Source organism: Rhodococcus aerolatus (assembly GCF_054783215.1).
In genome coordinates, this window is record NZ_BAAGQZ010000044.1 from 146,012 (window position 1) to 158,155 (window position 12,144).

The following is a 12,144-nucleotide window of genomic DNA, read 5'->3' on the forward strand; positions in this document are numbered from 1 at the left end:
GTGACGGCCACCTCCGCGGCGTCCGTGCTGACCCCGCTGCCGACCCTGCTGCCCCTGCTGGGCGCGGGGGCCACCCTCGTGCTGGGGCGCCGCCCGCAGCTGCAGCGCCTGGTGAGCACCGGTGTGCTGACGGCGACGCTCGCCGTGGCCGTGACGCTGCTGGTGCTCGCCGACCGCGACGGCCCCACGGCGCTGCAGGTGGGCGGCTGGGCGACCCCGATCGGCATCACCCTGGTGGTGGACCGGCTCTCGGCGCTGATGCTCGTCGTCGCCGCGGTGGTGCTGCTCTCGGTGCTCGTCTACGCCATCGGCCAGGGGGTGCGCGACGGCGACGAGCGGCAACCCGTCTCGATCTTCCAGCCGACCTTCCTGGCCCTGGCCGCGGGGGTGAACAACGCCTTCCTCGCCGGGGACCTGTTCAACCTCTACGTCGGCTTCGAGGTGCTGCTGGTCTCGAGCTACGTGCTGCTGACCCTCGGCGGCGGGCAGGACCGCACCCGCGCCGGGGTCTCCTACGTGGTCGTCAACCTGCTGACCTCCCTGGTCTTCCTGGGCTCCATCACGCTGGTGTACTCGGCCGTCGGCACGCTGAACATGGCCGAGATCTCGCTGCGCACCGGGGAGCTGCCCGGCGGGGTGCGCACCGCGATCCACGCCGCGCTGCTGGTGGCCTTCGGGGTCAAGGCGGCGGTGTTCCCGCTCTCGGCGTGGCTACCGGACTCCTACCCGACGGCCCCCGCCCCGGTGACGGCGGTGTTCGCGGGGCTGCTGACCAAGGTCGGCGTCTACGCCATCATCCGGACGCAGACCATCCTGTTCCCCGACGGGGACCTCGACACGGTGCTCATGGTGGCGGCGCTGCTGACCATGGTGCTGGGCATCTTCGGCGCCATCGCCCAGGCCGACGTCAAGCGCCTGCTCTCGTTCACCCTCGTCAGCCACATCGGCTACATGGTCTTCGGCGTCGCGCTGGGCACGGCCGCCGGCCTGTCGGGGGCCATCTACTACGTGGCCCACCACATCGTGGTGCAGACCGCGCTGTTCCTCGTGCTGGGGCTCATCGAGCGCCAGGGCGGCTCGGCGTCGCTGCGCCGCCTCGGCGGCCTGGCCGTGGTCAGCCCCTTCCTGGCCGGGCTGTACCTGGTGCCCGCGCTCAACCTGGGGGGCATCCCGCCGTTCTCCGGCTTCATCGGCAAGACCGCGCTGATCCAGGCGGGCGTGGCCGACGGCAGCGTGCTGGCGTGGGTGCTGGTCGGCGGCAGCGTGGTGACGAGCCTGCTCACCCTCTACGTCGTGGCCCGGGTGTGGACGAAGGCGTTCTGGCGCTCCCGAGACGACGCGCCCGAGGGCGACCGCACCGACGAGGGCCCCATCGAGCAGGTCGACGACGCCGCCAACAGCGCCGTCGCGCAGCGCACCCTGGCCGGGACCATGCCGGCCGGGATGGTCGCCCCCACCGTCGCCGTCGTCGGGGTGAGCCTGCTGCTGACGGTGGTGGCCGGGCCGCTGCTCGGCGTGGCCGACCGGGCGGCGACGGACCTGCACGACCGCAGCAGCTACGTCACCACCGTGCTGGGCGGCGCCCCGGGCGGGGAGCAGCCGCGGTGAGGGGCGGACGCGGCCCGGGCCGGCTGGGCACCACCGTCGCCGCCGTGGTGTGGCTGGCCGCGGTGTGGGTGCTGCTGTGGGGCACCCTGTCGTGGGCCAACGTGATCGCCGGGCTCGCCGTCGCCGTGCTGGTGCGCTGGGCGCTGCCGCTGCCGCCGGTGGTGCCGGAGGGGCGGCTGCGGCTGCTGCCCTCGCTGCACCTGGTGGCCATCGTGACCGGGCAGCTCGTCGCCTCCAGCCTGCAGGTGGCCCGCCTCGCCCTGCGCCCCGGGCCGCCGCCGCGCACCGCGGTGGTGGCCGTGCAGCTGCAGACCGACTCCGACCTGGTGCTGGCCCTGGTCGCCCTGGTGGTGACCCTGGTGCCCGGCAGCATGGTCGTGGAGATCGACCAGGCCCGGCGGGTGCTCTACTCCCACACGCTCGACTGCGACGAGGACGGCGGGGCGGCGCAGCACCGCGCGCAGGTCCGCCAGCTGGAGGACCTCATGATGCGTGCCCTGCCCACCCGGACCCGGAGCGACGTGACCGTCGTGGCGGAGGAGCCGCGGTGAGCGTCGTCGCCGTCGTCGTCGCGGTGCTGCTGCTGTCCGCCGCCGCGCTCACCGTGGTCCGGCTGGTGCGGGGCCCGACGAGCCTGGACCGGGTGGTGGCCACCGACACCCTGGTGGCCGTCGCCATGTGCGGGGTGGCCGCGCACACCGCGTTCACCGGGGACTCGACCGTGCTCGCCGGGGTGGCGGCGCTGACGCTGCTCGGCTTCCTGGGGTCCATCTCGGTGGCCCGCTTCCGCGCCCGGGGTGAGCAGCGGTGAGCGCCGTGCTCGACGTCGTCTCCGCGGTGCTGCTGATCTCCGGCTCCGCCCTGGCCCTGACCGCGGCGATCGGCCTGCTGCGCTTCCCCGACGTGGCCACCCGGATGCACGCCGGGACCAAGCCGCAGACCCTGGGCCTGCTGCTGGTGCTGCTGGGCACCGCGCTGCAGCTGGGCAGCTCGATCGACCTCGGGCTGCTGGTGCTGGCCGGGTTGTTCCAGCTCATCACCGCCCCGCTGGTCGGGCAGCGGCTGGGCCGGGTGGCGTACCTGGAGGGCGAGGCCTCGCAGGACCTGCTGGTGGTCGACGAGTGGGCGCGCGACCGCGAGGCGGCAGCCGCCGACGCGGAGGACGACGCCCGCTCGCAGGCCGGGGCGCCGGAGCGGCCCGAGGCCTGACGGGCGGCCGCGCTCAGCCGGGGAAGTCGTTGGTGACGATGAGGATGACGCCCGGCGAGGCGTCCTCCAGCCCCGCGAAGCGCTGCTCCACCCGGGTGCCGAAGGTGCTGGCGATCTGCTGCGCGGCCGCCTGCTCGGCGGTGCCCGGGCGGTAGTAGACCGTCGAGGTGGGGATGATGCCCTGCGGGTAGTTGCCCACGGTGACGTCCCGCCAGCCCGAGCGCTGCAGCTGGGAGGCGGCGTCCGCGGCGAGGCCCGTGGTGGTGCTGTTGTTGAGCACGCGCACCGGGACGGCGAGGTCCGGCGTGGCCGTGCCGCCCGAGGTGCCCGACCCGCCACTCGAGGTGCCGGTGCCGCCCGCGGTGCCCGTGCCGCTGCCTGCTGTGCCGCCGGTGCCGCCGCCCGCGGCGCCCGTGCCGGGGGCGGGGGACGCGGCCGGCGGGCTGCCCGGCGTGTTGGCGGTGCTGCCGGGTGCGCTGCTGCCGGGGGCGCCGGACGGGTCGGTGCTGGACGGGGACGCGCTGGACGGGGACGCAGCGGAGGGGTCGGTGCTGGACGGAGACGTGCCGGACGGAGAGGTGGTCACCGTGCCGGTCGGGGTGCCCTCGGCGCTCGCCCCGGAGGAGTCGTCGCTGCTGGAGAGCACCCCCACGGCGCCGAGGACCAGCGCCACGGCGACCAGGCCGACGCCGGCCGCGCGCAGGACGGGCGAGGGCTGCCCGGACGGGGTGCTCACCGGCTGAGGTCGATGCCGAGCCGCCGCGCCGCGCGCGCCTTCTGCCGCGTCGCCCGGAGCCGGCGCAGCCGCTTGACCAGCATCGGGTCGGCCACCAGGGCCTCCTGGCGGTCCACGAGGGCGTTGAGCACCTGGTAGTAGCGCGTCGCGGACATGCCGAAGAGCTCCTTGATGGCGTCCTCCTTGGCGCCGGCGTACTTCCACCACTGGCGCTCGAAGGTGAGGATGTCGTGCTCGCGGCGGGTCAGCCCGTCGGCCGGGGTGCCGTCACCGGGGCTGTCCTCGCGGGCCGCGGAGGCGTCCATGGGGGCTCCTCGCCAGGATCTGCGGGCCGGGCGGCGCCCGGCGCGGGGGTCTGCTGCTCCGCCGGTCGGCGGGCGCACCGGGACGAATGACACGGGTGTAGTTCGCCCGTGGTGCGTGGTCATTCAACCACGCTGGGGCGGGCTGCCCGGGGAGCGCGCGGGCGTGGCGCGGGCGGTGTCGGGGTGCAGAGTGTCGCGGCGGTGCTGCAGCGGTGCTCAGGCCGGCCCGGCGCTCGAGCCCGCGGTGGTGCCGGTCGGGTCGGTGGTCGCGTCGGTGGTCGTGCCGGTGCGGGCGCGGCGGCGGCGGACGCGGAGCACGACGAGCAGGACCACCAGGGCGACGGCGAGCACCACCAGCGCCCCCCAGGTCACGTCGTGCAGCGCGGTGATGGCCGCGTCCCCGAGCAGGTAGACCGCGGTGACGGTGCCCCCCGCCCACACGACGCCCCCGGTGACGTTGGCGACGAGGAACTTCGGGTACGGCATGTGCAGCGAGCCGGCGAGCGGGCCCGCCAGCACGCGCAGCAGCGCGACGAAGCGACCGGCGAACACAGCGAGCGCCCCCCAGCGCTGCACCAGCCCCACGGCCCGGTCCTGCCGCGCCTGGCCGAGGTGGTGGGGGAACCGCACGGCGAGGTGGGCCAGCAGCCGGACCCCGTGGCGGCGGCCCAGCGCGTAGCCCACGGAGTCGCCCACGACCGCGCCGACCATCGCGGCCAGCGCCACCCACCACGGGGCGACGACGCCCTGGGTCGCGAGGAGGGTGGCCGCGATGAGGACGGCCTCCCCCGGCAGCGGGACGCCGATGCTCTCCACACCGACCACGAGCCCGACGACCACGACCACCCACAGCGGGGGGATCGAGGTCAGCAGGTCGATCACGGGCGCGGGCTCACGTGGTCGGCACGCCCAGCTGGCTGGAGAACTCGTCGGTGCACTGCTGGACCTTCGCCTGGTCGCCGCCGGCGTCGTTCACGCAGCTGATGAAGTCGCTCCCGCCCGAGCTGTTGAACAACGACACCCCGACGACGACGAGCAGGATGCCCAGCACCAGGCCGACCAGGCCGGTGATGATGCCGGCGAGGGCGACCCCGCCGTTGGTGGCCTGCCCCTTCTTGGCACGGCCGCGGCCGACGAAGCCGAGCACGACCGCGAGGAGGCCGAGGAGCACCCCGCCGATGACGGTGAACGAGGTGAGGATGGCCAGGATGCCGAGGACGAGGGCGGCGACGCCCAGCCCGTTGCGCGGCGACGCCGGCGGCTGCCCGCCCCACGGGTCGCCACCCTGCTGCGGGTAGGACCCTTGCTGGTAGCCGCCCTGCTGGGGGTAGGACCCCTGGCCGCTCTGCTGGTAGCCACCCTGGCCGTACCCGCCCTGCTCGTACCCGCCCTGCTGGGAGCCGACGTCCCGGAAGCCGCCGTCGCCGGAGCCGGCGGCGTGGGAGCCGCCGCGGTCGGCGTCGCGGCCGCTCTCGGACGGGTCGTGGGGCTGGCTCACGGGAACCTCCAGGAATGGGGCGGATCGGGCGTCGCCGCTCACGCTAGCGGCCCGGGGCCCGTGCGGACCAGGACGGCGCGGGCGGGGGCGACCCCGTCACTCCGGCGGGGCGTCGGCCTCCGTCATGGAGCGCTCCAGGGCGGTCAGCCCCACCAGCAACCCCTCGCGCTGCGCCTCGTCGAGGCTGCGCATCCGCTCGGCCAGGGCGCGGGAGCGCTGCGAGGTGACCCCGCGCACCAGGGCGGTGCCGGTCTCGGTGGCGGCCAGCAGCTGGGCGCGGCCGTCGCTGGGGTCCGGCGTGCGGCTGAGGTAGCCGGCCTGCTCGAGCACCGTGACGATGCGCGACACCGTGGGCGCGGCGAGCTGCTCCCGGGCGGCCACGTCCCCGAGGCGCAGCGGGCCGGCCCCCACCACGGTCGCGAGCACCGACGCCGACCCCGGGGAGAGGTCGGCCGCGGTCCCCGCCCGCCGCAGCAGGCGCAGCACCCGGCCCAGGGTCAGGTAGAGCTCGGCGGCCTGACCCACCACGGGGTCGGCGGGCTCGGTGCCGTCCAGCGCGTGCGCCACGGGCGGTGCTCCTGCTCGTCGTCGGGTCCCGGCCTGGGCACCCGGGGGTCCGAGGCTACCGGCGCGGGCACCCACAGGACCCTCACAGCGTTCCCCCAGTGACGGGGCAGCGGGTCACCGCAGGGTGGTCACCAGGACGCCACGCACCCACCCGCACCACCACCCCGCACAACCCCCCGGAGGAACCATGGATCCCGCCACCGGCCGCCGCCGCGCCCGTCTGGCCACCGCGGCCCTCGTCGCGCTCGGCGCGCTGGGGATCGGCGGTGCCACCGCCGCGGCCGCCGGCCACACCGCCGACGCGGCCTCGACCGGCACCGCGGCCACCAGCACCGAGTCGTCGAGCAGCACGAGCTCGTCCAGCACGAGCACGACCAGCAGCACCCCGACCACCAGCAGCACCCCCACCTCGACGCAGACCACGGCACCGACGACGGTGTCCCCGGGCTCCGGCGCGGCCCAGACCCGGTCGAGCGGCTCGTGAGCACCCCGGAGCCGGTGGCCCGACGCTGGTCGGTCTGGAGCACCACCGCGGAGGTCGTCGTCACCGACCCGACGGTGGCCGCCGAGGCGGAAGCCCTGGTCCGCGACGAGCTCGCCGCCACCGACGCCGCGTGCAGCCGCTTCCGCCCCGACTCCGAGCTGGCCGCCGTGCAGTCCGCGGGCGGCCGCCCGGTCGCGGTGACGGCCGTGCTCGCCGACCTCGTCGCGGTCGCGGTGCAGGCGGCCGTCGACACCGACGGGGCCGTGGACCCGACCCTGGGCGGGGCGATGGCCGCGCTCGGCTACGACCGGGACCTCACCCTGCTCGAGGCACCCCGCAGCACCGACCCGGGCGCGCGGACCGCGCCGCCGCGCGTCGTCGTCCGCCGCCGGCCCAGCTGGTCGCGCATCGTCCTGGACGGGCGCACCCTCACCCTCCCCGCCGGCGCCGAGCTCGACCTCGGGGCCACCGCGAAGGCCCGCACCGCCGACCGTGCCGCGGCCCGGGTGCGCGCCGAGCTGGGCTGCGGCGTGCTGGTCAACCTCGGCGGTGATCTCGCCACGGCCGGACCCGCGCCTGCCGCCGGCTGGCAGGTCGAGGTGGGCGACCCGGGCGACGAGCCCCGCACCCAGGTCTGCCTGCCCGGCGGGCACGCGCTGGCCACCTCCTCGACCCTGCGTCGGCGGTGGCGCCACGACGGCACCACCCACCACCACGTGCTCGACCCCGCGACGGGGCTGCCCTCGGCCCCCGCCTGGCGGACGATGAGCGTGGCCGCGGCGACGTGCCTGCGGGCGAACACGCTGGCCACCGCGGCCCTCGTGCACGGCGCCGGCGCCCGGGCCGACCTCGACCGCGCCGGCACCCCCGCCCGGCTCGTGGCCGCCGACCGCCGGGTCCACCTGCTCGGCGGCTGGCCCACCGAGGTCGCGGCGGTGGCGGCGTGAGCGGCGTCAGCTCCGAGGCGCTGTGGGCGCTGGGCCGGGGCGCCGGGGTGGTCCTGCTCGTGCTGATGAGCACCACCGTGCTGCTCGGCCTGCTCACCCGCTCCGGGCGGCCCGCCCCCGGCCTGCCCCGCTTCGCGGTCACCCTCGTGCACCGCAACGCCTCGCTGCTGGCGGTGGTGTTCCTCGTCGTCCACATCGGCACGCTGTACTTCGACCCCTACGCCCAGCTGTCCCTGGTCGACGCGGTGGTCCCCTTCCTGGGCAGCTACGAGCCGTTCTGGCTCGGCCTGGGCACCCTCGCCCTGGACCTCACCGCGGCCGTCGTGGTGACCAGCCTGCTGCGCGCCCGGCTCGGCCCCCGCGCGTGGAAGACCGTGCACTGGGCCGCCTACGCGCTGTGGCCCCTGGCCGTCGCCCACTCCCTGGGCACCGGGACCGACAGCGGCTCGGCGTGGTTCCTCGTCGTGCTCGCCTGCTGCGTGGTCCCCGTCCTCGCCGCCACCGCGTGGCGGGTCAGCACCGGGTTCACCGAGCACGCCCACCGCCGCGCCGGTGCCGCCCCCGACCGCCGGCTCGACCCCACCCCGAGCAGAGAGGTCGCCCACCCGTGACCACCACCGCGCCCGCACCCCGCACGCCCGTCCCCCCACCCGACCCGCGCGACGCGGCGACGCACCGTCTGCTGCCGCCGGGCCCCGAGAACCTGGCCGCGCACCGCCAGCGCGTCGGCCCGCTGCACCCCCTCGGCGCCGACGAGCTCCTCGCCCTGCTCCGCGACAGCGGGCTCACCGGCCGCGGCGGCGCCGCCTTCCCCACCTGGCGCAAGCTCGACGCCCTGCTGCGCGCCACGGGCGGGCGCCGGGGCCGCGCGGTCGTCGTCGCCAACGGCGCCGAGGGCGAGCCGGCCAGCCACAAGGACGCGCTGCTGCTGGCCACCGTGCCGCACCTCATGCTCGACGGCCTCGCGCTCGTCGCCGCGGCGGCGGGCACCGAGCGCACCCACCTCTACGCCCCCGAGCACACCCACCCCGCGCTGACCCGGGCGCTCGCCGAGCGCCGCGCCGCCGGCTGGGCAGGCGCCACCCCCGCCCTGGTCGTCGCCCCGGACACGTTCGTCGCCGGGGAGGAGTCCGCCGTCGTCGCCGCCGTCGAGGGCCGCCGCGCCCTGCCGTGGGACCGCACCGAGCCGGTCGTGTCCCGGGGCGTCGGGGGGCGGCCGACGCTGGTGCACAACGTCGAGACCCTCGCCCACGTCGCGCTGCTCGCCCGCTGGGGCGCCGCCTGGTTCCGGTCCGTCGGCTCGGCGGACGACCCCGGCACCCGGCTGCTCACCCTGTCCGGCGACGTCACCCACCCAGGCGTGGTCGAGGTGCCCGGTGCCGTGCCGCTGGAGTCGGTGCTGGCCGCGGCCGGGGTGACCGCCCGCGACCTGCGCGCGGTGCTCGTCGGCGGCTACCACGGCACCTGGCTGGGCCCGGCCGCGCTGCGGGGGGCGCGGCTCTCCCGCGGCGAGCTCGCCGGGCACGGCGCCACCCCCGGAGCGGGGGTGGTCGTGGCGCTGCGCCACGACCACTGCGGGCTCGCCGCCGCCGCCCACGTCGCCGGCTGGCTGGCCGGGCAGAGCGCCGGGCAGTGCGGGCCGTGCGCCAACGGCCTGCCCGCCACCGCGGCCGCCCTGGGCCGGCTCGCCGCCGGGGACCGCGACCCGTCGCTGCCCGGCGAGGTCGCCCGGCTGGCGTCACTGGCCGAGGGCCGCGGATCGTGCCGGCACCCCGACGGCACCGCCCGGCTCGTCCGCAGCACGCTGCACGAGTTCGCCTCCGACGTCCGCGCCCACCTGGCCGGCGGCTGCGAGGCCCGCACCCACCACGACGGAGGACCCCGATGAGCCGCACCCGAGCAGCCACGAGCGCACCCGTGCTCCACGTCGACTGGACCCGCTGCGACGGCCGCGGGCTGTGCACCGAGCTGCTGCCCCGCGTGCTGGGCCGCGACGACTGGGGCTACCCCGTGCCGCGCGACGGGGCCCGCGAGCCGGCGGTGGCGCCCGACGAGGTCGACGACGCGCAGCAGGCCGTCGAGCTGTGCCCGCGGCTGGCGCTGTCGCTGCGCCGCGTCGAGGGCTGACGGCCGGGGCCACGGCGGGGCCCTAGGCTGGTCCCCCGTGGCCGTCCTCCCCATCCGCATCGTCGGTGACCCGGTGCTGCACACCCCGACCGAGCCCGTCACCGCCCACGACGCGGCGCTGCACGAGCTGGTGCGCGACCTCTACGACACGATGGACGCCGCGAACGGGGTGGGCCTGGCCGCGAACCAGGTGGGCGTGGGCCTGCGGGTGTTCGTCTACGACTGCCCCGACACCGACCCGGACGACGAGCAGTCCGTCATCCGGCGGCGCGGCGTGGTCGTCAACCCCGTGCTGGAGACCTCCGCGGTCCCCGAGACCATGCCCGACCCCGAGGACGACGAGGAGGGCTGCCTGTCGGTGCCCGGCGAGTCCTGGCCCACGGGGCGGGCGGACTGGGCCCGGGTGACCGGGACCGACGCCGACGGGGCCCCGGTCGACGTCGCCGGGCACGGCTTCTTCGCGCGCTGCCTGCAGCACGAGGTCGGCCACCTCGACGGGCTCACCTACCTCGACCGGCTCGTCGGCCGCCACGCCCGCGCCGCCCGCAAGACCGTGAAGAAGCAGGGCTGGGGGGTGCCCGGGCTCAGCTGGACCCCCGGTGAGGTCCCGGACCCGTTCGGGCACTGATGGTCCCGCCACCGAGGCCCGGTGACCGGGTGGTGGTGCGCCACCGGCTGCCCGCGGGCTCGAGCCACCCGCTGACCGACGTGGTGGGCGACCTCGTCACCGACGGCGAGGAGCTGGTGGTGCGGCGCCGCGACGGTGCCCTGGTCCACGTTGATCGGCGGGACGTGCTGCGGCTCAAGGTCGTCCCCGCCCGCGCGGTGGCCGCGTCGGCCATCCGGGAGCTCGAGCACGCCGCCGCGCTGGGCTGGCCCGGGCTGGAGCAGGCGTGGCACGCGGGGTGGCTGCTGCGCGCGGGCGGCGGGGTGACCCAGCGGGCCTGCTCGGCCGTCCCGCTGGCCGGACCGCACGGCGACGACGCCCCCGCCACGGCCGATCCCGCGTCCCTGGCCGTCGTCGTCGACTTCTACCGGGCGCGCGGTCTCGTCCCCCGGGTGCTCGCGGTCGACCGGCTCGGGGCGACCCCGCCCGGGTGGCCGACGGGACCGGAGGTGGTGGTCATGACGGGCCGCACCGACGCCGGGACGGGTGCTGACCCGGGGGTGGCCTTCGCCGCGGAGCCCGACGCGGCGTGGCTGGCCCGCTGGGGCCGCGGGGCGGACCGGCCCGCGGTGGCCGAGCGCGTGGTGCGGGCGGCGCTGTCGACCGAGCTCGCGTTCCTCTCCCTCGACGGCGGGGCCGCGATCGCCCGGGTCGGGGTGAGCACCCTGCCCTCCGGTGCGGTGTGGGCGGGCCTGACCGGGGTGGTCGTCGACCCGGCGCGCCGACGGGAGGGGCTGGGGGCCAGGGTGTCCCGAGCGGCCGGCGCGTGGGCGGCGCAGCGGGGGGCGTCGCGGGTGTGCCTGCAGGTCGAGGCGGGCAACGACGCCGGGCGCGCGCTGTGGGCCTCGCTGGGGCTCACCGAGCACCACCGCTACCGCTACGCCACGCCCCCCGCCTGAGGCCCTCCCCCGCACACCGCGGGCAGTGTGCCCCCGGCACGCGCACGCCCCGGCACACCGCGGGCAGTGTGCACTGGACCGTGGTGGGTGCGGCCGCACATAGCGGGCTGTGTGCGCCGGATCGTGGTGGGCCCGTCCGCAGGTAGCGGGCTATGTGCGCGGCCGGACGGGGGTGCGGCCGCAGGTAGCCCGCTACATGCGCTGGGCGACGGGGGTGCGGCCGCAAGTAGCCCGCTACATGCGCTGGTGGATGCTCAGGCCCGGACGGGGAGCGCCTCGTCGTCGGCGGCCACGGCAGCCTTCCACGCCGGCTTCTCCGCACGCCACGCCTCGTCGGTGCGGCCGCGCCGCCAGTAGCCGGAGGCGGACAGGCCCTCGCGCGGCACCCCGAGCTCGGCGCGCACCCAGCGCCGCACGGTGCGCACCATCGACGCCTCGCCGTGCACGAACACCTCCGGCACACCCACGGGCAGCTCGGCCGCCGCCAGCGCCGCGACCACGGCGTCACCGCCCCCGTCGGGCCCCACGCGCAGCACCCGCAGTCCCGCGGCGCTGCGCAGCGGCTGCTCCTCGTCCTCCCGGGTGTCGAGCACGACGACCGCGTTTCCCCACGCGGGCAGCCGCTCCATGCTCACCGCCACGGCGGGCAGCGCGGACCCGTCGGCGACGAACAGGTGCCACGCCGCCCCCGGGTCGGGCGCCCAGTCCCCGCCCGGTCCCTGCAGGTGCACCCGGTCACCGGGCTGCGCCCGCGCCGCCCACGCCACGGCCAGGCCGGCGCCCCCGTGCCCGGCGTCCCCGTGGCCCACCACGTCGAGGGTCAGCTCGCCGTCGCGGTAGGCGCGCACGGTGTAGCTGCGGGGCACCGGCCACTCCGGCTGCGGCCGGGACGCCCGGATGTCCGCCAGGTCCCACGGCTCGGGGTGGGTGACGCCGGCCGGGGTCAGCAGCAGCTTGACGTAGTGGTCGGTGTGCGCGCCCAGGTCGAGCCCGGCCACGCCGTCCCCGCCGAGCACCACCCGGACGACGGCCGGCGCCGGGTGCTCGACGCGCAGGACGGTGGCGACGCGGAGCGGTCGAGGAGAGGCCATGCGAGT

Annotated in this window: 17 protein-coding genes; 11 read left to right on the forward strand and 6 right to left on the reverse strand. The window is 77.2% G+C overall.

Annotated elements, in window-relative coordinates; genetic code table 11:
• The 4 genes from ACYVOF_RS16295 to mnhG are packed head-to-tail and all read left to right on the forward strand — an operon-like array spanning position 1 to position 2,817.
• Positions 1 to 1,608, forward strand: a complete 1,608-nt coding sequence (locus ACYVOF_RS16295; protein ID WP_460868273.1) for a Na+/H+ antiporter subunit D — start codon at positions 1 to 3, stop codon at positions 1,606 to 1,608.
• The gene (locus ACYVOF_RS16300; RefSeq protein ID WP_460868275.1) at positions 1,605 to 2,159 is read left to right on the forward strand and encodes a Na+/H+ antiporter subunit E; all 555 of its coding nucleotides are present in this window, start codon (positions 1,605 to 1,607) and stop codon (positions 2,157 to 2,159) included. The genes ACYVOF_RS16295 and ACYVOF_RS16300 overlap by 4 nt, the downstream gene beginning before the upstream one ends.
• Complete coding sequence (locus ACYVOF_RS16305; protein WP_460868277.1) at positions 2,156 to 2,419, forward strand: monovalent cation/H+ antiporter complex subunit F; 264 nt, start codon at positions 2,156 to 2,158, stop codon at positions 2,417 to 2,419. The genes ACYVOF_RS16300 and ACYVOF_RS16305 overlap by 4 nt, the downstream gene beginning before the upstream one ends.
• On the forward strand, positions 2,416 to 2,817 hold the full coding sequence (gene mnhG / locus ACYVOF_RS16310; protein ID WP_460868279.1) for a monovalent cation/H(+) antiporter subunit G: 402 nt from the start codon (positions 2,416 to 2,418) through the stop codon (positions 2,815 to 2,817). Before ACYVOF_RS16305 ends, mnhG begins: the two co-directional genes overlap by 4 nt.
• Positions 2,818 to 2,830: 13 nt before the next feature.
• Here the strand turns inward: mnhG and ACYVOF_RS16315 are convergent, their stop codons facing one another.
• The 5 genes from ACYVOF_RS16315 to ACYVOF_RS16335 form a co-directional block, all read right to left on the reverse strand.
• Positions 2,831 to 3,553, reverse strand: a complete 723-nt coding sequence (locus ACYVOF_RS16315) for a LytR C-terminal domain-containing protein (RefSeq protein WP_460868281.1) — start codon at positions 3,551 to 3,553, stop codon at positions 2,831 to 2,833.
• Positions 3,550 to 3,858, reverse strand: coding sequence for a DUF3263 domain-containing protein (locus ACYVOF_RS16320; protein WP_460868284.1), 309 nt, complete (start codon positions 3,856 to 3,858; stop codon positions 3,550 to 3,552). Before ACYVOF_RS16320 ends, ACYVOF_RS16315 begins: the two co-directional genes overlap by 4 nt.
• Positions 3,859 to 4,074: 216 nt before the next feature.
• The gene (locus tag ACYVOF_RS16325; protein WP_460868285.1) at positions 4,075 to 4,740 is read right to left on the reverse strand and encodes a DedA family protein; all 666 of its coding nucleotides are present in this window, start codon (positions 4,738 to 4,740) and stop codon (positions 4,075 to 4,077) included.
• 10 nt (positions 4,741 to 4,750) lie between these two features.
• Positions 4,751 to 5,356, reverse strand: a complete 606-nt coding sequence (locus tag ACYVOF_RS16330) for a DUF4190 domain-containing protein (protein WP_460868287.1) — start codon at positions 5,354 to 5,356, stop codon at positions 4,751 to 4,753.
• 96 nt (positions 5,357 to 5,452) lie between these two features.
• Entirely contained in the window at positions 5,453 to 5,923 is a 471-nt protein-coding gene (locus ACYVOF_RS16335; protein WP_460868289.1) for a MarR family winged helix-turn-helix transcriptional regulator, read from the reverse strand.
• 187 nt (positions 5,924 to 6,110) lie between these two features.
• Between ACYVOF_RS16335 and ACYVOF_RS16340 the strand changes: the two genes are divergently transcribed.
• Genes ACYVOF_RS16340 through ACYVOF_RS16370 form a run of 7 tightly spaced genes read left to right on the forward strand, consistent with a single transcriptional unit; the run spans position 6,111 to position 11,047 of the window.
• Positions 6,111 to 6,407, forward strand: coding sequence for a hypothetical protein (locus ACYVOF_RS16340; RefSeq protein ID WP_460868291.1), 297 nt, complete (start codon positions 6,111 to 6,113; stop codon positions 6,405 to 6,407).
• On the forward strand, positions 6,404 to 7,354 hold the full coding sequence (locus ACYVOF_RS16345; protein WP_460868293.1) for an FAD:protein FMN transferase: 951 nt from the start codon (positions 6,404 to 6,406) through the stop codon (positions 7,352 to 7,354). The genes ACYVOF_RS16340 and ACYVOF_RS16345 overlap by 4 nt, the downstream gene beginning before the upstream one ends.
• Positions 7,351 to 7,965, forward strand: a complete 615-nt coding sequence (locus tag ACYVOF_RS16350; protein ID WP_460868295.1) for a ferric reductase-like transmembrane domain-containing protein — start codon at positions 7,351 to 7,353, stop codon at positions 7,963 to 7,965. The genes ACYVOF_RS16345 and ACYVOF_RS16350 overlap by 4 nt, the downstream gene beginning before the upstream one ends.
• Entirely contained in the window at positions 7,962 to 9,242 is a 1,281-nt protein-coding gene (locus ACYVOF_RS16355; RefSeq protein WP_460868297.1) for an NADH-ubiquinone oxidoreductase-F iron-sulfur binding region domain-containing protein, read from the forward strand. The genes ACYVOF_RS16350 and ACYVOF_RS16355 overlap by 4 nt, the downstream gene beginning before the upstream one ends.
• A gap of 29 nt (positions 9,243 to 9,271) precedes the next feature.
• Positions 9,272 to 9,481 carry a ferredoxin gene (locus ACYVOF_RS16360; protein WP_460868299.1) on the forward strand — a complete coding sequence of 70 codons (210 nt, stop codon included), beginning with the start codon at positions 9,272 to 9,274 and terminating at the stop codon, positions 9,479 to 9,481.
• Between the two features lie 37 nt (positions 9,482 to 9,518).
• Positions 9,519 to 10,109, forward strand: a complete 591-nt coding sequence (locus ACYVOF_RS16365; protein ID WP_460868301.1) for a peptide deformylase — start codon at positions 9,519 to 9,521, stop codon at positions 10,107 to 10,109.
• Positions 10,109 to 11,047, forward strand: a complete 939-nt coding sequence (locus ACYVOF_RS16370) for an N-acetylglutamate synthase, CG3035 family (protein WP_460868303.1) — start codon at positions 10,109 to 10,111, stop codon at positions 11,045 to 11,047. The genes ACYVOF_RS16365 and ACYVOF_RS16370 overlap by 1 nt, the downstream gene beginning before the upstream one ends.
• Before the next feature lie 254 nt (positions 11,048 to 11,301).
• Here ACYVOF_RS16370 and ACYVOF_RS16375 read toward each other — a convergent pair whose 3' ends face one another.
• Positions 11,302 to 12,138, reverse strand: coding sequence for a siderophore-interacting protein (locus tag ACYVOF_RS16375; protein WP_460868305.1), 837 nt, complete (start codon positions 12,136 to 12,138; stop codon positions 11,302 to 11,304).
• Positions 12,139 to 12,144: the final 6 nt, after the last annotated feature.